The sequence below is a fragment of the Streptomyces sp. NPDC047117 genome (assembly GCF_040643545.1).
Classification (GTDB): Bacteria; Actinomycetota; Actinomycetes; order Streptomycetales; family Streptomycetaceae; genus Streptomyces.
On record NZ_JBEYUN010000006.1, the window covers coordinates 79,140 to 101,017 of the forward strand.

Consider the following 21,878-nt stretch of genomic DNA (forward strand, 5'->3'; position numbering starts at 1 on the left):
GACGTTCGGTGTGGGTGACGTGAAAAGCAAGCGCGTGCCGCGGGCGGTGCGCGAGCAGCAGATGATGGACGCGGCCGTGCTGACCTTCGCGCGACGCGGCTACCGCGCCGCCTCCATGGACGAGATCGCCGAGGTCGCCGGCGTCTCCAAGCCGCTGGTCTACCTCTATCTGAACTCCAAGGAAGAGCTGTTCAGCGCGGTCATCCGGCGCGAGGCAGCGGCCCTGGTCGCCGCCGTACGGGCCGCCGTTGAGGCCGGTGCGCCGGCCGATCGGCAGCTGTGGAGCGGCGTACAGGGCTTCTTCGCGCACACCGCCGAGCACCCGGAAGGCTGGGCGGTACTGCACCAGCAGGCCCGCACGCACGGCGAGCCGTTCGCCCTCGAAGTGGCCGCGATGCGGACCGAGATCACCGAGTTCGTCACCGGCCTGATCGGCGCCGCCGCGCGGGAGGCGGGCTGCGACGAGAACCTGGCGGAACGCGAGGTCTCCGGCCTCTCCCACGCCCTCGTCGGCGCCGCCGAATCCCTCGCCGAATGGGCCAACGCCCGCCCCGCCGACTCCCGCCCCACCGCCAGGGAAACCGCCGCCACCCTCATGAACTTCGCCTGGACCGGCCTGGGCCCCCTGATGTCGGGAGTCCGGTGGTCACCGGGCGGGTGAGCCGTTCCGGACTCAGCTCCTGATCTCCGCCTCACCCGTCAGGTGCAGGCGGGCCTCGTGGGGCGGGCCTGCGCGGAGTTCGAAGGTGGGGCCTGTCGCGGCGTAGGTCACTGTTGTCGGGAGGAGTACCGGGGCGCGGAACTCCGAGGTGATGCGTACGGCGTGGGCGTCCTCGGGGACGGCCTCGGCTGCGCAGCGGGCGAAGGTCCACATGCCGTGGGCGATGGCGCGGGGGAAGCCGAGCGGGCGGGCCGTCAGCGGGTGCAGGTGGATGGGGTTGTAGTCGCCGGAGACGGCGGCGTGGCGGCGGCCGAGGTCACCGGCCAGCCGCCACTCGGCACGGGGCGGCAGCGGGGCGGTGGGTGAAGGGGCGGCCGGTGAAGGAGCGGTCGGTGAGGGAGTGGGGTGCGCGGACGGTGCTTCTGTGCGGTGGCGGGCCAGGTAGGTGCTGTGGTCCTCCCAGAGGAGCTCGCCGTCGCGGCGGGCCTCCGTGACCATGACGGCCTCGGTGCCCCGTCGGTGCGGGCGGAGTTCCGCTGCGTACACCGTCAGGTCCAGGGGTTCGTCGGCCGGGAGCGGTGCGTGCTGGACGATCTCGATCGTGGTGTGGACCAGGCCGAGCATCGGGAGCGGGAAGGCGCGGGCGCTCATCAGCCGCGCCGCCAGCGGGAAGCCGAGGATGTGCGGGTAGGTGACCGGCAGTACGGGGGCGTGCGCGGCGAAGCCGCAGACCTCGGCGTACGCGGCGGTACGCGCGGGGTCGGCCCGTACGCCGGGCAGGGTGAGCCGTACGGCCGGCAGCGGCGCGTCCGGGCGTGGCCGCTTGCCGATCCCGGTCAGTACCCCTTTGCCCAGCGCCGGCATCAGGCGCGGGGCGCGCGTCAGGGTCAGGTCCAGGTCCGTGCCCGTGTTCATGTCCGTCATCACGCCCCCAGCAGGCTCTGTCCGCAGACCCGTACGACCTGGCCGTTGACGCCGCCCGAGGCCGGGTCCGCGAGCCAGGCGATGGTCTCGGCGACGTCGGCCGGCAGGCCGCCCTGCCCGAGGGAGTTCATCCGGCGGCCGGCCTCCCGGATGAAGAGGGGGACGGCCGCGGTCATCTTTGTTTCGATGAAGCCGGGGGCGACCGCGTTGACGGTGACGCCGTGCTCGGCCGCCGCCCGCGGGGCCAGGGAGCGGACCAGGCCGATGATGCCGGCCTTGCTGGCCGCGTAGTTCGTCTGGCCGGTGTTCCCCGCGATCCCGGCGATCGAAGCGGTGGCGACGATCCGCCCCGTGCCGCGCCGCAGCGTGCCCGCGGCCAGCAGCTGGTCGGTCGTGCGGAGCACCGCGGCGAGGTTGACGTCCAGCACTGCGTCCCAGCGGTCGGCCGCCATGTTGGCCAGCCGCCGGTCGCGGGTGATGCCCGCGTTGTGGACGAGGACGTCCAGGCCGTCGGGCAGGGCCGCGGCGATCCGCTCGCCCGCGTCCGCCGCGGTGATGTCCAGCGCGAGGGCCTGCCCGCCCAGCCGCTCGGCGACCGCCCGTACGTCCGCCTCGGCCTGCGGCACGTCCAGGCAGACCACCCGCGCGCCGTACCGGGCCAGCGTCTCCGCGACCGCCTTGCCGATCCCGCGCGCGGCACCGGTCACCAGCGCCGTACGCCCGTCCAGTGGCCGGTCCCGGTCCTCGGGTTCGACGATCGCTTCGGCGGCCTCGATGCCGATGACCTGCCCGCTGACGTACGCGGAGCGCGGGGAGAGGAGGAAGCGGAGGGTGGACCCGGCCGCCTCGGCGGCGTCCGGGGCCAGGCGCAGCAGCTGGGCCGTGCGGCCGCGGCCCGCCTCCTTGCCCAGCGACCGTACGAACCCTTCGAGGGCCTGCTGCGCGGCGGCCTGGTGGTGGTCCGCCGGGTCGGGCGCCGAGCCGAGGACGATCAGCCGGGCGTCGTCCGTCAGCGACCGCATCACCGGGTGCAGCCCGTCGTACACCTCGCGCAGGGTGGCCACGTCCGCAGCGCCGGTGGCGTCGACGACGACGGCCGCGTAGCGCGCCCCCTCCTCGCGGGAGGTGTGCACGGGCAGTCCGGTGCGGGCCAGTACGGCCGCGGGGTCGGCCGTGCTCTTCCCGGCCGTGACGTGCAGGAGCGGGCCCTCCAGTACCGGCCGCTCCGCGCTCCAGCGGTGCAGCGGGGCCGGCTGCGGCAGCCCCAGCCGCCGGGTCACGAAGCGGCCCGGGCCGGATTGCGTGAAACGAAGGTAGCGATCGGGCATTGGCCGGCTCCTGGTTCTCGCGTAAATTTACTTCCGAGTAAGGTTACTCAAGGGTCAGGAGCTGGTCGAGGATGAGTACGCAGGAGAACACCGCGGGCATCCGGCGGGTCGCGGTGATCGGCGGCAGCCGCATCCCCTTCGCCCGCTCGGACGGCCCGTACGCCACCGCCTCCAACCAGGAGCTGCTGACCGCGGCGCTGGACGGCCTGGTCGGCCGGTTCGACCTGGAGGGCGAGCGGATCGGCGAGGTCGTCGCGGGTGCGGTGCTCAAGCACAGCCGCGACTTCAATCTCGCCCGCGAGACCGTGCTCGGCTCCGGGCTGGACCCGCGCACCCCCGCGTACGACATCCAGCAGGCGTGCGGCACCGGCCTCCAGGCCGTGATCGCCGCCGCCAACAAGATCGCCCTCGGCCAGCTCGACAGCGCGATAGCCGCCGGCTCCGACACCGCCAGCGACGCCCCGCTCGGCGTCAACGAAGAGCTGCGCAGGATCCTGCTCGCCACCCGCCGCGCGAAGTCGGCCGGTGCCCGCCTCAAGGAGCTGTCCCGCGTCCGGCCGCGCCACCTCGTCCCCGAGATCCCGCGCAACGCCGAGCCGCGCACCGGCCTCTCCATGGGCGAGCACGCGGCCCGTACGGCCAGGAAGTGGGGCATTCAGCGCGAGGACCAGGACGCGCTGGCGGCCACCAGCCACCAGCGGCTGGCCGCCGCGTACGACAGCGGCCTGCTCAAGGAACTCGTCGTGCCCTTCCGCGGCCTGGACCGGGACCAGAACCTCCGGCCGGACTCGACCGCGGAGAAGCTCGCCCGGCTCAAGCCGGTCTTCGGCGTCCGGGACGGCGACGCGACCATGACAGCGGGCAACTCCACCCCGCTGACGGACGGCGCGGCGACCGTGCTGCTGGCGAGCGAGGAGTGGGCGAGCGCGCGCGGCCTCAAGCCGCTGGCCTACCTCACCGCGTACGAGACGGCGGCGGTGGACTTCGTGGACGGCGACGACGGGCTGCTGATGGCGCCCGGGTACGCCGTGCCGCGGATGCTGGAGCGGGCCGGGCTCGGCATCGAGGACTTCGACCTGGTCGAGATCCACGAGGCGTTCGCCTCCCAGGTGCTGGCCACCCTCGCCGCCTGGGAGAAGCAGGGGCTGGCCCCCGTGGACCGCGACCGGCTCAACGTCGCCGGGTCCTCGCTCGCCACCGGCCACCCCTTCGCCGCGACCGGCGCCCGTATCGTCGCCACCCTCGCCGAGCTGCTGGCCACGCGTGAGCCCGCCGCCGAGGGCACCCCCGTACGCGGCCTGATCTCGATCTGCGCCGCGGGCGGCCTGGGCGTCACGGCGATCCTCGAACGCGCCTGACGGCCGCACCGGCCGGCCGCGGTACCCCGAAGCGCCGGCCCCCCGACGCACCACCGCAGCAGCGCCGCACCGCAGCACCCCAGCACCACGGAAGTTCCGCCGGACAGTCCAGGGCGCCCCGCCCCCTCGGGGCGCCCGCCCGCCTGAGGAGCCGCTCGTGTCCCGCCAGGAAGCCGCACCACCCACGAATCCCGTACTGATACCGCCGCACAGGACCGTCGAGGACGGCACCGTGCGCGAGGTCTCCGTCCCCCCGCTCGCCCCCGCCGTCCGTACCGGCTCCCTCGGCGACATCCCCTTCGACAACGCCGCCGAGGCCCCCACCGAGGCGGTCCTCGGCCGCAAGCAGCACGACGGCAGCTGGCGCGACGTGACCGCCGCCGAGTTCGCCGAGCAGGTGCTGGCCCTCGCCAAGGGCCTGATCGCGCACGGCCTGCGCCCCGGCGACCGCCTCGCCATCATGGCCAGGACCAGCTACGAGTGGACCCTGCTCGACTTCGCGTCCTGGGCGGCCGGCCTGGTCACCGTGCCCCTGTACCCGACCTCCTCGGCCCACCAGGCCCAGTGGATCCTGCACGACTCCGGCGCCCGGGCCTGCGTCGTGGAGCACGTCGAGCAGACCCGCATGATCAGCGGCGTACGCGGCGAACTCCCCGCCCTCGACCACCTCTGGCAGCTCGACGCCGGAGCCGTCTCGCACCTCACCTCGGCCGGCCGCGACCTGCTCCCCGACGAGGTGACCAAGCGCCGCGCCGGCCGCGGCCCGGCCGACCCCGCCACGCTGATCTACACCTCCGGCACCACCGGGCGCCCCAAGGGCTGCGTCCTGACGCACGGCAACTTCTTCGCCGAGGTCGACAACTCCATCGAGCTGCTGCACCCGGTCTTCCGGTCGGTCAGCAAGGACCCCGCCTCGACCCTGCTCTTCCTGCCGCTCTCGCACGTCTTCGGCCGGATGGTCGCGGTCGGCTGTCTGCGGGCGCGGGTGAAGCTCGGCCACGCGCCCAGCATCCAGACCGAGGACCTGCTCGCCGATCTGGCCGGCTTCCGCCCGACGTTCCTGCTGGCCATCCCGTACGTGCTGGAGAAGGTCTACAACACCGGCCGGGCCACCGCCGAGAAGATGGGCCGCGCTTCCTCCTTCGACCGCGCGGCACGCATCGCCCGCGCGTACGGCCAGGCCGTCGAGGCCGCCGAGCACGGCACCGGCGCCGGCCCCGGGATCGGCCTGAAGGCGGCGCGCGGCCTGTACGACCCGCTGGTCTACCGCCGCATACGGGCGGCGCTCGGCGGCCGGGTCCGGTACGCGATCTGCGGTGGCTCCCCGCTCGGCCGGCGGCTGGCCTCCTTCTACGAGGGCGCCGGCATCCAGGTCTTCGAGGGCTACGGCCTGACGGAGACCACCGCTGCCGCCACCGTCACCCCGCCGCTCAAGCCGCGTCTGGGCACCGTGGGCTGGCCGCTGCCCGGCAGCGCGGTCCGCATCGCCGACGACGGGGAGGTGCTGCTGCGCGGCGGACAGGTCTTCACCGGGTACTGGGACGCGGCGAGCGGGACCGCCGTGCCGGCCGTCGACGCGCAGGCGTGGTTCGCCACCGGCGATCTCGGCGCGCTGGACGCGGACGGGTATCTGTCCATCACCGGCCGCAAGAAGGAGATCATCGTGACCTCCGGCGGCAAGAACGTCGCGCCCGCGCCCCTGGAGGACCGGATGCGTGCGCATCCGCTGGTCGGCCAGTGCCTGGTGGTGGGGGAGAACCGCCCGTACGTCGCCGCGCTGATCACCCTGGAGCCGGACGGACTGGCGCACTGGCGACGGATGCAGAAGAAGCAGGACGTGCCCCTGGCGGAGCTGGTCCGCGACGAACGGCTCCTCGCCGATCTGCAGCGCGCGGTGGACGACGCCAATCGGCTGGTGTCCCGTGCCGAGTCCGTCCGGCGCTTCGCCGTGCTGCCCGGTGACTTCACCGAGGAGGCCGGCCACCTCACTCCTTCGTTGAAACTGAAGCGAGTGGCCATTGCACGGGACTATGCGAAAGACATCGAGGCGCTGTACGAAAGTAGTTGAGCGCGGAACCGACCCCCGCCCGTCGTACGTCCAACCGGGCGCGTCAGACTGGAGTCCCGTGTCGCCTCTGTGGGGGAGGCGGCGCGGGGCTCCACCCTTTGTGCCCTTTTTGTCGGGCCGGTCGACCCCGGTCGACCCCCGCCGGAGCGGTCCGGGTGCCGGGAAAGGTGCCGGAAAAGGCAGGAGCCCCGCTCGCCGCCGAAGCGGCGGAGCAGGGCTCCTTGGGTACTGCTACTTACGGCCGCGACCGGCCGACCCGGGCAACTAGGCCGGGGTGACGTTCTCCGCCTGCGGGCCCTTCGGGCCCTGGGTGACGTCGAAGGTCACGGTCTGGTTCTCCTCCAGGGAGCGGAAGCCAGACGCGTTGATCGCGGAGTAGTGGACGAAGACATCGGGGCCGCCGCCGTCCTGGGCGATGAAGCCGAAGCCCTTCTCGGCGTTGAACCACTTGACGGTTCCGGTAGCCATAAGCCCTCCTTGGGCCAAAGGGTTGCCCTGCTCCAGAACCTGCAAAGAAGTCTGAAAACTACAAATGCCTGCGGGTCACATGATCCGCAGGCTCTGTACTGCAAGGGAAACCAAACTGCAACTTGCGCTGAGCCTAGCACGGTGCGCTGAGAAGGCGGAAGAGCCAAAGATCACGTTTATCGCCGTGCCGGGGTTCCGGCCACTCCTGGAGCGGCTCATCCGAAGCGCCGGGAACCGCTGCGGATGCGCGCGTATGGCGGGTGCACGCCATACGGAGGCCCCCGCCGCCTTGTGACGCGTTCCGCGGGTCTAGCCTCCACATGTGGACAATTCAACCGTAGGAGACGCACCCGCACCGACCGCCGGCCACCGCCGGACCCGGCCGCGGGTGGGCCACATCCAGTTTCTGAACTGCCTGCCCCTCTATTGGGGCCTGGCCCGTACGGGCACCCTGCTCGATCTGGAGCTCACCAAGGACACCCCCGACCAGCTGAACGACAAGCTGGTCGCGGGCGAGCTGGACATGGGTCCGATCACCCTCGTCGAGTTCCTCAAGCACGCCGACCAGCTGGTCGCCTTCCCCGACATCGCGGTGGGCTGCGACGGTCCGGTGATGTCCTGCGTGATCGTCTCGCAGAAGCCGCTGGAGCAGCTGGACGGCGCCCGGGTCGCGCTCGGCTCGACCTCGCGGACCTCCGTACGGCTGGCGCAGCTGCTGCTCGCGGAGAAGGTCGGCGTCACGCCGGAGTACTACACCTGCCCGCCCGACCTGGGCGTGATGATGCAGGAGGCGGACGCGGCCGTCCTCATCGGCGACGCCGCGCTGCGCGCCAACCTGCACGAGGCGCCCCGGCTCGGCCTGGAGGTCCACGACCTCGGCCGGATGTGGAAGGACTGGACCGGCCTGCCGTTCGTCTTCGCGGTATGGGCGGCCCGGCGCGACTACCTGGAGCGCGAGCCGGTCGTCGTGCAGAAGGTGCACGAGGCGTTCCTGGCCTCCCGCGACCTGTCCCTGGAGGAGGTCGGCAAGGTCGCCGAGCAGGCGGCCCGCTGGGAGCACTTCGACGAGGACGTCCTCGCGAAGTACTTCACCACGCTGGACTTCCGCTTCGGCCCCGACCAGCTGCGCGGCGTCACCGAATTCGCCCGCCGCACGGGCCCGACCACCGGCTTCCCCGCGGACGTCCGGGTGGACCTGCTGGACGTGTGATCCGTCACCGGGCCGCGCGGGCCCGGTGGCCGGGCCGCTCGGTCCGGGATGCGGGGGCCGGTCGCCGGTGGGCGGCGCCGGCCCCTCGCATTTTTCATGCCCTATACACCTTTCTGCTGTTCTTCTCTCCCCGCGCCCTCTTCCTTCCGGCCCTTCCGATCCCGTCCTTCCGGCCCTTCCGATCCCGTCCTTCCGGCCCCTTCCGATCCCGCTTCCCGGCTCTCCCGCCGCCGGGAATTCTTCGTGAACTCTGCGCGAACGACACGGCGGCATTTCCCGGAATGGGTGACGCCCGGAATTGAGGGCCGATTTTCCGGTGGCCGTTCGCCCCGCCGGCGGCCGGAAAACATCCCCGCATTCCGGGCGGCCCGGTGCCGGCCCACCCCATTCCTCCGGTGGCCGGATCGCCGCCGTCCTAAGCTGAGGCGAACGGGTGGGATGCGAGGGGGAGGCGGGGGTCCATGCAGCCGCTGGCGGCGGAGGATCCGGCGGAGATCGGCACGTACAAGCTGCTCGCCCGGCTCGGCGCGGGCGGCATGGGCCGGGTCTACCTGGGGCGCAGCCCCGGCGGCCGGACGGTCGCGGTGAAGGCCGTCCACCCGCAGTTCGCGGCCGACGACGAGTTCCGGGCCCGGTTCCGGCGCGAGGTGGCATCCGCGCGCCGCGTCGGCGGCACCTGGACCGCGCCCGTCCTGGACGCCGACGCCGAAGCGGCCGTCCCCTGGGTCGCCACCGCGTACGTCGCGGCCCCCGCGCTGGACGCCGCCGTCGCCGGCCACGGCCCGCTGCCCGAGCACTCCGTACGGGTCCTGGGCGCCGGCCTGGCCGAGGCACTGGCCGCCGTGCACGGCCTGGGCCTGGTCCACCGGGACGTGAAGCCGTCCAACGTGCTGCTCACGCTGGACGGCCCGCTGCTCATCGACTTCGGGATCGCCCGCGCCACGGACGGCACCTCCTCGCTCACCGCCACCGGCGTCTCGGTCGGCTCGCCCGGCTACATGGCGCCGGAGCAGATCCTCGGCGACGGCGTCACCGCCGCCTCGGACGTCTTCTCGCTGGGCGCGGTCCTGGCGTACGCGGCGACCGGCGAGAGCCCGTTCCCCGGGGACAGCTCGGCCGCGCTGCTCTACAAGGTCGTGCACGAGGAGCCGCGGCTCGGCCCCGAGCTGACCGGCGACCTGCGCGCGCTGGTCTCGGACTGCCTGCTCAAGCGGGCCGGCGACCGGCCGTCGCCCGTCGCGCTGGCCCGGCGGCTGGCGGGGGAGCAGGGCGCGGCGGCCCTGGCGCGCGCGGGATGGCTGCCGCCGCGGGTGGTCGAACAGGTCAGCCGCCGCGCCGTCGAGGTACTGAACCTGGAGGCGGAGAACCGGGACGGCCCGCCGCCGGCCCCCGCCGCTCCCGTCGCCGGCTTCGGCCCGCCGGACCCCTCGTACGCGGCCGGCCCGCCGTACGCCGCCGGTCCCGCGTACGGCCCCGGGGCGTCCGGCGGGCCCGCCTCCGGGCCCGTGCCGTTCGACTCCCGGGCCGTGGTCCCGCCGCGCCCGGAGTGGCCGGCGCCCGCGGCCGGCGGTCCCGCAGCGGGCACCGGCTCCGCCCCCGCGCGTCCGTCCGGCGGGAAGGAACGCCGGCTCTCGCTGACCGGCATGGTCGGCGGCCGGGTGCGGCCCCGCCGGCTGAGCTGCACGCTGGTGCTGTCCGTCGCCGGGGCGCTGGCCGCCGCGACCACCGCCGCCTTCGTCTTCCAGCTGCTGCCGGGCGGCGGCGGGAAGGGCGGCGGGGACCAGGCCGGGCCGCCGCCCGCCGCGACCCCGTCCGGACCGGCGGGCGCCGTGTCCGAGGAGTTCCTCGGCACCTGGACCGGCACCGTCCGGCAGGACGACGGCTCGCCCAACGGCTCGGTCCTGGTGACCGTCGGCAAGGGGGCCGTGGGCGAGAAGGTGGCGAAGCTGACGTACGACGTGATGATCGCGAAGTGCCGCGCCAGCGGTGAGCTGCGCGCGGCCACCGCCCGCCGGCTCACTCTCAAGGAGACGGCGGACGCCGACGCGGGCGCGCTGTGCACGGGGCAGACCGCGACCGTCACCCTCACCCGGGACGGCGACGGCCTCGCCTACGCCTCCGACGACGAGCGCGGCGGCCGCCCGACCGCCCGCCTCTCCCGGGTCGGCTGACGCCCGGCCGGTGCGTACCGGACGAACCGGCCGACCGCCAACGGCCCCGTCGGACCCCTGGCGTACGCTGGATCGGGCGTGACGCATGCCCGCTCAAGAACCTCGAAGGGACGCCCGGTGACCGAGAACGCCGACCTCCAGTCCGTACTCGACCGCGCCGCGGAAGGCGGGCGGATCACCCCCGAGGAAGCCGTCGAGCTGTACCGGGACGCTCCGCTGCACGCCCTCGGCAAGGCCGCCGACGCCGTGCGACGCCGTCGCTACGCCGGCACGGAGCACATCGCGACGTACATCATCGAGCGGAACATCAACTACACGAACTCGTGCGTGACGGCGTGCAAGTTCTGCGCCTTCTTCGCCGCGCCGAAGAGCCCCGACGTGTGGACGCGGGACCTCGACGACATCCTGCGCCGCTGCGCGGAGACCGTGGAGCTGGGCGGCACCCAGATCATGTTCCAGGGCGGCCACCACCCGGACTACGGCGTCGAGTACTACGAAGAGCACTTCGCGGCGATCAAGAAGGCGTACCCGCAGCTGGTCATCCACTCCCTCGGCGCCTCCGAGGTCGAGCACATGGCCCGCATCTCCAAGGTCTCCACCAAGGAGGCCATCCAGCGCATCCACGCCGCCGGTCTCGACTCCTTCGCGGGCGCCGGCGCCGAGCTGCTCCCGGCCCGCCCCCGCAAGGCCATCGCCCCGCTGAAGGAGTCCGGCGAGCGCTGGCTGGAGATCATGGAGGAGGCCCACAACCTGGGCGTCGAGTCCACCTCCACCATGCTCATGGGCACGGGCGAGACCAACGCCGAGCGCATCGAGCACCTCCGCATGATCCGTGACGTACAGGACCGGACGGGCGGCTTCCGCGCGTTCATCCCGTACACCTACCAGCCGCAGAACAACGCGCTGAAGGGCCGCACCCAGGCCACGATCTTCGAGTACCTGCGGATGATCGCGATCGCCCGGATCTTCCTCGACAACGTCGCCCACATCCAGGGCTCCTGGCTGACCACGGGCAAGGAGGTCGGCCAGCTGTCGCTGCACTACGGCGCCGACGACCTCGGCTCGATCATGCTGGAGGAGAACGTCGTCTCCTCGGCCGGCGCCAAGCACCGCTCCAACCGCCAGGAGATCATCGACCTGATCCGCAAGGCGGGCCGCGTCCCGGCGCAGCGCGCCACGACGTACGAGCACCTCGTCGTCCACGACGACCCCGCGAACGACCCGGTCGACGACCGCGTCACCTCGCACATCTCCTCCACCGCCCTGGACGGCGGCACGGCCCACCCCGAGCTGAAGCTCGTCGAGGCGAACTGACGAGGTCCTCGCCGCCGTGCTGACGATCCACCGGGTGACCGGAGTACGCCGCACCGAGGACGGTGCCGTCGCCGCCGGGCACGCGGTGGTCGTCGAGGGTGCCCGCATCGCCGCCATCGGCCCGTACGACGAGCTGGCCGTCGAGTACGGCGACCGGGCCCGCGTACGGGAATGGGACGGCGTGCTGACCCCCGGCCGCCACGAGCCGGACGGCGCCGCGTACCTGGAGGCGGCGTACCACCCCGACCCGCGCGAGGCCGCCGAACTGGGCACGGAACCCCTGACGGGCGCGGCACTGTCCGCCCTCGACATGTCCGAAACCCGCTGGGGCGGCAGCGCCCGCCGCGGCCTCCAACGCCTCCTGTCCACCGGCACGACGTCCCTCACGGGCCCCTTCACCCGCCCCTCGGTCCGCACGGCCGTCACCCGCTCCGGCCTCCGCGACCGCCCGGCCGCCCTGACCCCGGGCGCCCCGGCCGACTTCGCGGTCATGGCGGAGGACGGCACCTGCCTGGCCACTGTCCTGGGCGGCCGCCTCGTTTTCCGACGGCGCTGACATCCCGCCCCACCCCTTTGAGTGACGGTACGGTCATATACGGGACCGCGACTCGCACCCGCGTCCACACTCGCGTCCATGGGAGCAGTGATGAGCACTGACCGGATGGAGAAGGCCACCCCTGAGACCTGGATGTTCCCGCCCATGGGGGGCTGGACCGTCGAGCAGGTCGAAGACCTGGACCTTCCCTTCGACTGGGAACTCATGGACGGAGCGATCGTGCCTCGGGGACATACCGTGTTCTGGCATGACTTGGTGAGGGACGAGCTGCGCGACCGTCTGAAGGGGGCCAGGACCGAGACGCACGCGGTCAATGTGGAGCGTTGTGTTCAGCTCGACGGACGAAGCGCGCCCAAGCCGGATGTCGTCGTCTTCGAGAAGCGAGGCCTCGGAATCGATATGAGGTGCACCCCGGCCACACACGTGAAACTTGTGGTCGAGGTGGTATCGGATGGTTCGCGCCTCCAGGATCGGGTCAGTAAGCCTGCTCTCTACGCCGAGGCCGGACTACCATTTTTCTGGCGAGTGGAGCGGGGCGAGGACGGCATCCCTGTGGTGCACGAGTTCTGGCTCAGCAGAGCCTCGGGCGAGTACGTCCCGGCCCCTGAGCACCCGGTGCACACCGGCAAGCTGGAAACCGACCGCCCCTTCCCGATCACTATCGACCTCGCGAGCCTGGTCGACTTCTGAGCGCCCTCCGGGCAGCCTGCCGCACCCCGTGGTGAACAATGGCTTTCGTGACCCGAGCATCCCTGGACAAGCAGCCGCACGAAGTCGCCTCGATGTTCGACGACGTGGCGGAACGGTACGACCTGACCAATGACGTGCTGTCCCTCGGGCAGGCGCGGCTGTGGCGCAAGGCGGTGGACAAGGCCGTGGGGGCGCGCCCCGCCGAGCGGGTGCTCGATCTCGCGGCCGGTACGGGCACCTCGTCCGTGCCGTTCGCCCGCACCGGCGCGTACGTCGTGCCGTGCGACTTCTCCACCGGGATGCTCCGCGAGGGCAAGAAGCGGCAGCCGTGGCTGCCCTTCACCGCCGGTGACGCGATGAAGCTGCCCTTCGCGGACGGCGTGTTCGACGCCGTCACGATCTCCTTCGGGCTGCGGAACGTCCAGGACACCGACGCCGCGCTGGCCGAGCTGTACCGCGTGACCAAGCCCGGCGGCCGGGTCGTCATCTGCGAGTTCAGCCACCCGACGTGGGCGCCCTTCCGGACCGTCTACACCGAGTACCTGATGCGCGCGCTGCCGCCGGTCGCGACCGCGGTCAGCTCCAACCCCGACGCGTACGTCTACCTCGCCGACTCCATCCGCGCCTGGCCCGACCAGCCCGCGCTGGCCGCCCGGCTGCAGCGCGCCGGCTGGTCGAAGGTCGCCTGGCGCAACCTCACGGGCGGCATCGTCGCGCTGCACCGGGGGACGAAGCCGGCGGTCTGACGGCGGATGCCGGCAGCCGCGCCCGGCGGCCGGCATCCGCCGTGGGTCAGAGGTCCAGGCGGTGGCAGAGGCCCGTCACCTTGGAGACCGGGGAGATGAACGTTTCGGCCTGCCGCATGCCGAGGCGCCGGGTCACCGCGATCGAGCGGGCGTTGCGCGCGTCCACCATCGCCACGACATGCCGTACCCCGGCCGCCCGTACCTCCGTCAGGGCGAGCCGGGCGGCGGCGGTGGCGTAGCCCTTGCCCCAGTACTTGCGGCCCAGCCGCCAGCCGATCTCTGTCTCGCCGACCGGGCCCCACTCCGTGCTCGGCCACGGCTGCGCGCCGGTGAAGCCGATCACCGCGCCGTCCGCCGGGTCGAGCATCGTGTAGAAGCAGTAGCCGCGTTCGGCGTGGTGGCGGCGCTGGCGCGCAGTCAGCTCCTCGTAGACCGACAGTTCGGCGGACGCGCCGCCATGGAACTCCATGACCTCCGGGTCGTCGAACACCCCGTGCCAGTTCCACGCGTCCTCCTCGGTGGGGACGCGCAGTTCGACAGGGGGAAGGGGCGGAAGCGGCTTCTGCATGGGCCAACCCTTCGGATTCGGATCACATCGGCCTGCATAGACTGCACGGGTCCAGTGCCGGTCGGCACCCAGATATCGAGTTCCGGGAGATTACGCCGTGACCGACGTGACCGAGGCCGACGCGCCCACCCAGGCGCGCTCCGAGCACACCGCCGATGTGATCGTCGTGGGGGCCGGTCCGGCCGGCTCGGCGACCGCGTACCACCTCGCCAAGTCGGGCCTGGACGTCCTCCTGCTGGAGAAGACGGCCTTCCCGCGCGAGAAGGTCTGCGGCGACGGGCTCACCCCGCGCGCCACCAAGCAGCTCGTGTCGATGGGCATCGACATCTCCGAAGAGGCCGGCTGGCTGCGCAACAAGGGCCTGCGGATCATCGGCGGCGGCGTGCGGCTGCAGCTGGACTGGCCGGACCTCGCCTCGTACCCGAACTACGGACTCGTCCGTAAGCGCGACGACTTCGACGAGCAGCTGGCCCGGCAGGCGCAGAAGGCCGGCGCCCGGCTGTACGAGCGCTGCAACGTCGGCGCCCCGATCATCAACGACCTCACCGGCCGCATCGAGGGCGTGACCGCCAAGCTCGGCGAGGAGAAGACCCCGGTCTCCTTCCACGCCCCGCTCGTGGTCGCCGCGGACGGCAACTCCACCCGGCTGTCGCTGGCCATGGGCCTGCACCGGCGCGAGGACCGCCCGATGGGCGTCGCGGTCCGTACGTACTTCGAGTCGCCGCGCCACGACGACGACTATCTGGAGTCCTGGCTGGAGCTGTGGGACCGCAGCGGCCCGCAGGACCGCCTGCTGCCCGGCTACGGCTGGATCTTCGGCATGGGCGACGGCACCTCCAACGTGGGCCTCGGCGTGCTGAACACCTCCAGCTCCTTCAAGGAGCTGGACTGGCGCGAGATCCTCAAGGCCTGGTGCGCCTCGATGCCGGAGGACTGGGGCTACACCCCGGACAACATGACGGGCCCGATCCGCGGCGCCGCGCTCCCCATGGCCTTCAACCGGCAGCCGCACTACACCAAGGGCCTGCTGCTCGTCGGTGACGCGGGCGGTCTGGTGAACCCGTTCAACGGCGAGGGCATCGCGTACGCCATGGAGTCCGGCCAGATCGCCGCCGACGTCATCGTGCAGGCGCACGCGCGCGCCACGTATGCGCAGCGCGAGCTGGCCCTCCAGCGGTACCCGAAGGTCCTCAAGGACACCTACGGCGGCTACTACTCCCTCGGCCGCGCCTTCGTGAAGCTCATCGGCAACCCCAAGGTGATGAAGATGGCCACCCAGCGCGGTCTGACCCACCCGATGCTGATGAAGTTCACCCTGAAGATGCTGGCCAACCTGACGGACCCCACCGGCGGCGACGCCATGGACCGCATCATCAACGGCCTGAGCAAGGTCGCCCCGAAGGCCTGACACCGGGCGCACCCCGCCCGACCTGCCGCCATCGGCTCCGCCGGTGGCGGCTTCGGCCTGTTCGCCTCCGTCGCCCTTCGCCTCCGCGCCCCTCCGCTCCGGGGCGCGCGGGGCGTACTCGCATCGAATGTTTGACCGAACGTGCGCCTTGACACGCCAAGTTGGCGAATTGCGCCTGCTGTCTTCGCGCCGTGCCTGCGGTCAGGCTGGTGGCACGGAAAGTCCCGAGCTGACCACGGAGCGTGAACCATGGGGATGCCGAGGGCATGGCGCCGGATGCTGAGGGGGGAGCCATGAGTGACGGCCGGGAGGGCGACGAACGGGGCGAGGCCATCGAGCGCACCGAACCGGCGGCACCGCCGGCGGACGCGAAGGGCGTGCCGGACCGGAAGGCGGAGCTGCGTGCGAGGGTGCGCGAGGCCAACCGGCAGAGCAGGCTCCGGCCGAGGTGAGGGATCCTGGAGGGACAGCAGCCGCCGTCCGGCACGTCCGAAGGGATCCGACATGTCCGCCGCACCCGTCAACGGACCCGATGCCGCCGGCGGTGCCGGCGCGGGCGGCGCCACCGGCGGACCGCTCTCCGTCGACCGGGCGCTGGACGTGCTCGACGCGGTGGCCGGGTCGGCGGGGCCGGTGACGGCCAAGGCACTGGCCCGCCGGCTGGGCTGTTCGCTGTCCACGGTCTACAACCTGCTGGCGCCGCTGACCGCGCGCGGCCATCTGACGCGCACGGGCGGCGGCTACGCGCTGGGCCCCCGGGTGCCCGCACTGCACCGGGCCTTCCAGCGGCAGACCGGCATCGAGGACGGCGCGCGCGAGCTGCTGCTCGGCGTACGGCGCGCCACGGGCACGCACGCGTACCTCAGCGCGGTGGGGCGCGGCCGGATCGCGGTCGTCGACAGCACGCTCCCGGTGTCGGCGGCCGGCGGTCCGTTCGCGGTGGGGCCCGACCACGGCGCGCACGCCACCGCGCACGGCAAGGTCCTGCTCGCCGCCCTGAAGCGGCCCGCGCGCCGCCGCTATGTCGCCGCGCACGGCCTGCCCCGGCTGACGGACCGTACGATCACCTCGCCCGAGCGCTTCGAGGCGGAGCTGGCGCGGGTGCGCCGGGACGGGATCGCCGTGTCGGTGGGGGAGACCGACCCGGCACACACCTGCCTCGCCGTACGCCTCCCGGGCGAGGGCCCCGACGGCTCCGTCCGCGCGCTGTCGGTGTCCCTGCCGACCGCCGACTACCCCGCGCGCCGGGGCGAGCTGGCGTCCGTGCTGCTTCGCGCGGCGGCCGGGGCCTGAGCGGCCGCACCGGTACGGGACGCGCGCCGGGCGGCGGGTTTTCCGGCATCGGTGGAAACGCGGCCGCGCCGGCTCGCGGCGGCGCCGCCTCCGGCGCACAGTGGTCGCATGATTTTCATCGCTGTGAAGTTCACCGTCCGGCCGGAGAAGAGCGACGAGTGGCTGTCGCTGACCGAGCCCTTCACGCTCGCCACCCGCGCGGAGCCGGGCAACATCTTCTTCGAGTGGTCCCGGAGCGTCGAGAACCCGCACCAGTTCGTGCTGCTGGAGGCGTTCGCCGGCCAGGAGGCGGGCGCCGCGCACGTGCAGTCCGACCACTTCAAGGACGCCATCGAGCTGATGTCCGGCCTCGTCGCGAGCACCCCGGAGATCATCAACGTCGAGACCGAGGGCACCGGCTGGGGCGAGATGGCCGAGGTCACGCCGCGCGCGTAGTGGCGCAAATCCGGCCGTAAGGTGCGGAGTACGGCGAAAGGGCCGTCGTTCCCGAGCGGGGGAACGACGGCCCTTCCGCCGTGTGTGCGGCCCTGGGAGGAGCCTGTGAGCCCGGAGGCCTCTAGCGGACGCGGACGGCGCCCGTCGGCTGGTCGTAGCTCATGTCGCGCTGCACGACGCCGGTGCTGGAGTTCTGCGCGCCGATGAACTGGCCGCCGCCGATGTAGACCCCGACGTGGTACGCGCTGCCCGCGCTGCCCCAGTAGAGGATGTCGCCCACCTGGAGGTTGTCCAGGCCCACCTGGGTGCCGGCGGTCGACTGGTCCTGGGAGACGCGCGGCAGGTCGATGCCGATCTGCCGGAACGCGGCCTGGGTGAGGCCGGAGCAGTCGTACGCGGACGGGCCGGTCGCGCCGCTCACGTACGCCTTGCCGACCTGGGCCTTGAGGAAGCTCACCAGGGACTCGGTGGAGCCGCTGAGCGAGCCGGTGTCCACCGAGGCGGAGGCGGACAGGAGGGGGCCACGGTCCGCGGAGCGCGAAGCGCGGGCCTGCTCGGCCTCCTTGGCCTTGCGGGCCGCGGCGGCCTTCTTCTCCGCCTCGGCCTTGCGCTTGGCCTCGACGGCCTTGTCCTTGGCCTTCTGGGCGGCCTTGTCGGCCTTGGAGAAGACCGAGTCCTGCGCTGCCTGCAGCTCGTACTGGTCCGCAACCTGCTGGGTGGTGTCCGCGGTCTTCGCCACGGACGTCGCGAGGTCAGCGGTGATGGTCGGCAGCTCCTGGGTCTCGGAGGCCGGCTTCTCAGCGGTGGCGTTCGCGGGGACGGCGGTACCGGTCACCGCCAGCGTGAGGATGCCACCGGTGAACCCTGCGCGCACGGCCCGCGAGGTCGCGGAACGGCGGGGCTTCCGGTGGCTGGGTATGAGTGCGTTCGGGGACATGGCACCACGGCTATCAGGCCCCACAGGTTGCTGCCAACAAAGGTGGTGTGCACCACTTTTGACGCGTACACGGTGAACAAAACGGGCCAATCGGCCAGCCGCGAGTCGGCCCGAGGCGTGTCCGAATTTCGTGATCATGTTCCTGCGCACGGCATTTACCGCTCGATGCGCGTCAGCACGGCACTTACCACCTTCGCAACCGACTCGCCAATGCTTCCCGGGCGTCAAGGTTTTAGAGATGTGAAACGCGTGGGATAGCTCACTCCTGAGTGACCGTTATGTCCTCGTGATGCGCGCTCGTGAAGGGATGCACGTTCCGACGATCACGACGAGGTCACGACTGGGTCACGCGGACGGGTGGGCGAGCGCTATCAGTTGACGGTGTCCAGCGCCAATTTGCTTGCGCTGCGTCACTCTTGATAGTGCAGCTACCTCCCTGACCAGCGGCAACCGCTGATTTTGTCACGTGAAGTGATCACTCGGACGCTTCCGGTGCGAAGATCACCGCTCATCCGACTTCATGATCCTTCGTCAGGTGGTGGAGATCACAAAGTCGTTGTCGCACCCCGTGTCGCAGATCACAGACTCGCGGGCATAAGATGCAGGCGGCCAGGGCTTGTGAACTGCCTCACATGGGCGCGATCTCTGTCGCGTCCCGTCGAGGAGTGAACGGGCCCCCGGCCGGACCGCCAACCAGTCATCGTCGACTGAAGGGAGCGAGGACGGTGAACGCCTATGCGCCCATCCTCGTACTGGGAGCCCTCGGGGCAGGCTTTGCGATCTTCTCCGTCGTCATGGCCACGCTCGTCGGACCCAGGCGCTACAACCGGGCCAAGCTCGAGGCGTACGAGTGCGGGATCGAGCCGACCCCACAGCCTTCAGGCGGCGGTCGCTTTCCGATCAAGTACTACCTGACGGCGATGCTCTTCATCGTCTTCGACATCGAGATCGTCTTCCTCTACCCCTGGGCCGTCACCTTCGACGCCCTGGGGCTGTTCGGGCTCGTCGAGATGCTGCTCTTCGCGCTCACCGTCTTCGTCGCCTACGCCTATGTCTGGCGCCGCGGCGGCCTGGAATGGGACTAGGGGTCACCCAATGGGACTTGAAGAGAAGCTGCCCAGCGGCTTTCTGCTGAGCACCGTCGAACAGGCCGCGGGATGGGTGCGCAAGTCATCGGTCTTCCCGGCCACCTTCGGGCTCGCGTGCTGCGCCATCGAGATGATGACCACCGGAGCCGGCCGCTACGACCTGGCCCGCTTCGGCATGGAGGTCTTCCGCGGCTCCCCGCGCCAGGCCGACCTGATGATCGTGGCCGGCCGGGTCAGCCAGAAGATGGCGCCCGTCCTCCGCCAGGTCTACGACCAGATGCCGAACCCGAAGTGGGTCATCTCCATGGGCGTGTGCGCCTCGTCGGGCGGCATGTTCAACAACTACGCCATCGTGCAGGGCGTCGACCACGTCGTCCCGGTCGACATCTACCTCCCGGGCTGCCCGCCGCGTCCGGAGATGCTCATGGACGCCATCCTCAAGCTCCACGAGAAGATCCAGGGCTCCAAGCTCGGGGTCAACGCCGAGGAAGCGGCCCGCGAGGCGGAGGAGGCGGCGCTCAAGGCACTCCCGACGATCGAGATGAAGGGGCTGCTGCGGTGAGCGACCCGAAAAACGGCGCGAAGGACGGTACGGGGCCCAACGGGGTCAACCCGGACAAGGACCTCAACGCGCAGAACCTCCCCGGCCAGCGCGGCGACCACGGCGAGGTCATCGGCGTCCGCCGCGGCATGTTCGGCGCGAACAACGGCGGCGACACCTCCGGCTACGGCGGCCTCGTACGGACCGTACGGCTGCCCGGCGCCGCCTCCCGGCCGTACGGGGGGTGGTTCGACGAGGTCGCGGACGAGCTCGAAGGCGCGCTGGACGAGCAGGGCCTGGTCCCCGAGAACGTCATCGAGAAGACCGTCGTCGACCGCGACGAGCTGACCTTCCACATCGCCCGCGAATTCCTGCCGACCGTCGCGAAGACCCTCCGCGACGACCCGGCCCTCCGCTTCGAGCTGTGCACCGGCGTCAGCGCCGTGCACTTCCCCGGCGACAAGGGCCGCGAGCTGCACGCCGTCTACCACCTGCGGTCGATCACCCACACCCGGCTGATCCGGCTGGAGGTCTCCGCGCCCGACGCCGACCCGCACATCCCGTCGGTCGTGAGCGTCTACCCGACCAACGACTGGCACGAGCGCGAGGTCTACGACTTCTTCGGGCTGATCTTCGACGGACACCCGGCGCTCACCCGGATCATGATGCCGGACGACTGGCAGGGCTTCCCGCAGCGCAAGGACTACCCGCTCGGCGGCATCCCCGTCGAGTACAAGGGCGCCCAGATCCCGGCTCCCGACCAGCGGAGGTCGTACACCTGATGTCCACTTCCCACGCGACTCCCCGTGAGACCACGGAAGGCACCGTCTACACGGTCACCGGCGGCGACTGGGACGAGGTCGTCGAGGCCGCGGCCAAGGCGGACGACGAGCGCATCGTCGTCAACATGGGCCCGCAGCACCCCTCCACGCACGGCGTGCTCCGGCTCATCCTGGAGATCGACGGCGAGACCGTCACCGAGGCCCGCTGCGGCATCGGCTACCTCCACACCGGCATCGAGAAGAACCTCGAATACCGCACGTGGACCCAGGGCACGACCTTCGTCACGCGGATGGACTACCTGACGCCGTTCTTCAACGAGACGGCGTACTGCCTGGCCGTGGAGAAGCTGCTCGGCATCACCGACGACATCCCGGACCGGGCGTCGGTCATCCGCGTGATGCTCATGGAGCTGAACCGGCTCTCCTCCCACCTGGTGTGCATCGCCACCGGCGGCATGGAGCTCGGCGCCACCACGATAATGATCTACGGCTTCCGCGACCGCGAACTGGTCCTGGACATCTACGAGCTGATCACCGGCCTGCGCATGAACCACGCGTACGTCCGGCCCGGCGGCCTCGCCCAGGACCTGCCGCCCGGCACCGTCGACCAGGTACGCGCCTTCGTGAAGAAGATGCGCAAGAACCTCCCGGAGTACGACAAGCTCGCCACCGGCAGCCCGGTCTTCAAGGGCCGGATGGAGGGCATCGGCTACCTGGACCTCGCCGGCTGCCTGGCCACCGGCGCCACCGGCCCGGTCCTGCGCTCCGCCGGCCTCCCGCACGACCTGCGCAAGACCGACCCGTACTGCGGCTACGAGACCTACGACTTCGAGGTCCCGACCACCGACACCTGCGACTCCTACGGCCGCTTCCTGCTCCGTCTGGAGGAGATGCGCCAGTCGCTGCGGATCATCGAGCAGTGCCTGGACCGGCTGGAGCCCGGCCCGGTCATGGTCGGGGACAAGAAGATCGCCTGGCCCGCGCAGCTCGCGCTCGGTCCGGACGGCCTCGGCAACTCCCTGGACCACATCAAGAAGATCATGGGCACCTCCATGGAGGCCCTGATCCACCACTTCAAGCTGGTGACGGAGGGCTTCCGGGTCCCGCCCGGCCAGGCCTACGCGGCCGTGGAGTCGCCCAAGGGCGAGCTGGGCGTGCACGCGGTCAGCGACGGCGGCACCCGCCCGTACCGCGTCCACTTCCGCGACCCCTCCTTCACCAACCTGCAGGCCATGGCGGCCATGTGCGAAGGCGGCCAGGTCGCCGACGTCATCGTCGCCGTCGCGTCCATCGACCCCGTGATGGGAGGCGTCGACCGGTGACAGACGTCAG

The 21,878-nt window shown here is 71.7% G+C and carries 21 protein-coding genes and 1 pseudogene; 17 read left to right on the forward strand and 5 right to left on the reverse strand.

Annotated elements, in window-relative coordinates; all coding sequences use genetic code 11:
* Positions 1–10 precede the first annotated feature (10 nt).
* Positions 11–661 (forward strand): TetR/AcrR family transcriptional regulator, encoded by a 651-nt coding sequence (locus tag ABZ840_RS13230; protein ID WP_361557994.1) that lies wholly within the window; start codon positions 11–13, stop codon positions 659–661.
* A gap of 12 nt (positions 662–673) precedes the next feature.
* Here ABZ840_RS13230 and ABZ840_RS13235 read toward each other — a convergent pair whose 3' ends face one another.
* Together ABZ840_RS13235 and ABZ840_RS13240 are read right to left on the reverse strand one after the other, a co-directional pair.
* The gene (locus tag ABZ840_RS13235; protein WP_361557997.1) at positions 674–1,576 is read right to left on the reverse strand and encodes a MaoC/PaaZ C-terminal domain-containing protein; all 903 of its coding nucleotides are present in this window, start codon (positions 1,574–1,576) and stop codon (positions 674–676) included.
* An 8-nt stretch (positions 1,577–1,584) separates the two neighbouring features.
* A complete protein-coding gene (locus ABZ840_RS13240; protein ID WP_361558000.1) occupies positions 1,585–2,913 on the reverse strand; it encodes a 3-oxoacyl-ACP reductase in 1,329 nt (442 codons plus the stop codon).
* Between the two features lie 71 nt (positions 2,914–2,984).
* On the opposite strand from ABZ840_RS13240, the gene ABZ840_RS13245 reads away from it, so the two are divergent.
* Positions 2,985–4,271 carry an acetyl-CoA C-acetyltransferase gene (locus ABZ840_RS13245; RefSeq protein ID WP_361558003.1) on the forward strand — a complete coding sequence of 429 codons (1,287 nt, stop codon included), beginning with the start codon at positions 2,985–2,987 and terminating at the stop codon, positions 4,269–4,271.
* Between the two features lie 196 nt (positions 4,272–4,467).
* The gene (locus ABZ840_RS13250; protein WP_361558793.1) at positions 4,468–6,339 is read left to right on the forward strand and encodes an AMP-dependent synthetase/ligase; all 1,872 of its coding nucleotides are present in this window, start codon (positions 4,468–4,470) and stop codon (positions 6,337–6,339) included.
* Between the two features lie 264 nt (positions 6,340–6,603).
* On the opposite strand, the gene ABZ840_RS13255 is transcribed toward ABZ840_RS13250, so the two are convergent.
* Positions 6,604–6,807 (reverse strand): cold-shock protein, encoded by a 204-nt coding sequence (locus ABZ840_RS13255; RefSeq protein ID WP_030620150.1) that lies wholly within the window; start codon positions 6,805–6,807, stop codon positions 6,604–6,606.
* Between the two features lie 322 nt (positions 6,808–7,129).
* Here ABZ840_RS13255 and ABZ840_RS13260 point away from each other — a divergent pair, with 322 nt between their 5' ends.
* From ABZ840_RS13260 to ABZ840_RS13285, 6 genes are all read left to right on the forward strand, one after another.
* Entirely contained in the window at positions 7,130–8,017 is an 888-nt protein-coding gene (locus ABZ840_RS13260; protein WP_361558006.1) for a menaquinone biosynthesis protein, read from the forward strand.
* A gap of 461 nt (positions 8,018–8,478) precedes the next feature.
* Positions 8,479–10,188: a serine/threonine-protein kinase gene (locus ABZ840_RS13265; RefSeq protein WP_361558009.1), complete on the forward strand. Its 1,710-nt coding sequence runs from the start codon at positions 8,479–8,481 to the stop codon at positions 10,186–10,188.
* A 117-nt stretch (positions 10,189–10,305) separates the two neighbouring features.
* Complete coding sequence (gene mqnC / locus ABZ840_RS13270; RefSeq protein ID WP_361558012.1) at positions 10,306–11,502, forward strand: cyclic dehypoxanthinyl futalosine synthase; 1,197 nt, start codon at positions 10,306–10,308, stop codon at positions 11,500–11,502.
* Between the two features lie 16 nt (positions 11,503–11,518).
* A complete protein-coding gene (locus ABZ840_RS13275; RefSeq protein ID WP_361558015.1) occupies positions 11,519–12,058 on the forward strand; it encodes a hypothetical protein in 540 nt (179 codons plus the stop codon).
* A 90-nt stretch (positions 12,059–12,148) separates the two neighbouring features.
* Positions 12,149–12,748 (forward strand): Uma2 family endonuclease, encoded by a 600-nt coding sequence (locus ABZ840_RS13280; RefSeq protein WP_361558018.1) that lies wholly within the window; start codon positions 12,149–12,151, stop codon positions 12,746–12,748.
* A 47-nt stretch (positions 12,749–12,795) separates the two neighbouring features.
* Entirely contained in the window at positions 12,796–13,494 is a 699-nt protein-coding gene (locus ABZ840_RS13285) for a demethylmenaquinone methyltransferase (RefSeq protein WP_361558021.1), read from the forward strand.
* A gap of 46 nt (positions 13,495–13,540) precedes the next feature.
* Here ABZ840_RS13285 and ABZ840_RS13290 read toward each other — a convergent pair whose 3' ends face one another.
* Complete coding sequence (locus tag ABZ840_RS13290) at positions 13,541–14,062, reverse strand: GNAT family N-acetyltransferase (RefSeq protein WP_361558024.1); 522 nt, start codon at positions 14,060–14,062, stop codon at positions 13,541–13,543.
* 94 nt (positions 14,063–14,156) lie between these two features.
* On the opposite strand from ABZ840_RS13290, the pseudogene ABZ840_RS13295 reads away from it, so the two are divergent.
* The 4 genes and pseudogenes from ABZ840_RS13295 to ABZ840_RS13310 all read left to right on the forward strand — a co-directional run.
* Positions 14,157–15,470, forward strand: a pseudogene (locus tag ABZ840_RS13295) (geranylgeranyl reductase family protein); the annotation flags it as partial.
* 293 nt (positions 15,471–15,763) lie between these two features.
* Complete coding sequence (locus ABZ840_RS13300; protein ID WP_361558027.1) at positions 15,764–15,922, forward strand: hypothetical protein; 159 nt, start codon at positions 15,764–15,766, stop codon at positions 15,920–15,922.
* Positions 15,923–15,974: 52 nt separating this feature from the next.
* Entirely contained in the window at positions 15,975–16,763 is a 789-nt protein-coding gene (locus ABZ840_RS13305; protein WP_361558030.1) for an IclR family transcriptional regulator C-terminal domain-containing protein, read from the forward strand.
* A gap of 108 nt (positions 16,764–16,871) precedes the next feature.
* Entirely contained in the window at positions 16,872–17,198 is a 327-nt protein-coding gene (locus ABZ840_RS13310; protein WP_361558033.1) for a putative quinol monooxygenase, read from the forward strand.
* Positions 17,199–17,319: 121 nt separating this feature from the next.
* Here ABZ840_RS13310 and ABZ840_RS13315 read toward each other — a convergent pair whose 3' ends face one another.
* Complete coding sequence (locus tag ABZ840_RS13315) at positions 17,320–18,135, reverse strand: NlpC/P60 family protein (protein WP_361558036.1); 816 nt, start codon at positions 18,133–18,135, stop codon at positions 17,320–17,322.
* A gap of 725 nt (positions 18,136–18,860) precedes the next feature.
* Between ABZ840_RS13315 and ABZ840_RS13320 the strand changes: the two genes are divergently transcribed.
* From ABZ840_RS13320 to ABZ840_RS13335, 4 genes are read left to right on the forward strand one after another with little or no spacing between them, the layout of a single operon-like run.
* Positions 18,861–19,220: an NADH-quinone oxidoreductase subunit A gene (locus ABZ840_RS13320; protein ID WP_030262580.1), complete on the forward strand. Its 360-nt coding sequence runs from the start codon at positions 18,861–18,863 to the stop codon at positions 19,218–19,220.
* 10 nt (positions 19,221–19,230) lie between these two features.
* Complete coding sequence (locus ABZ840_RS13325; protein WP_361558040.1) at positions 19,231–19,785, forward strand: NADH-quinone oxidoreductase subunit B family protein; 555 nt, start codon at positions 19,231–19,233, stop codon at positions 19,783–19,785.
* Positions 19,782–20,546 (forward strand): NADH-quinone oxidoreductase subunit C, encoded by a 765-nt coding sequence (locus tag ABZ840_RS13330; protein ID WP_361558043.1) that lies wholly within the window; start codon positions 19,782–19,784, stop codon positions 20,544–20,546. The genes ABZ840_RS13325 and ABZ840_RS13330 overlap by 4 nt, the downstream gene beginning before the upstream one ends.
* Positions 20,546–21,868: an NADH-quinone oxidoreductase subunit D gene (locus tag ABZ840_RS13335; protein WP_361558046.1), complete on the forward strand. Its 1,323-nt coding sequence runs from the start codon at positions 20,546–20,548 to the stop codon at positions 21,866–21,868. The genes ABZ840_RS13330 and ABZ840_RS13335 overlap by 1 nt, the downstream gene beginning before the upstream one ends.
* The last annotated feature ends 10 nt before the right edge of the window (positions 21,869–21,878 follow it).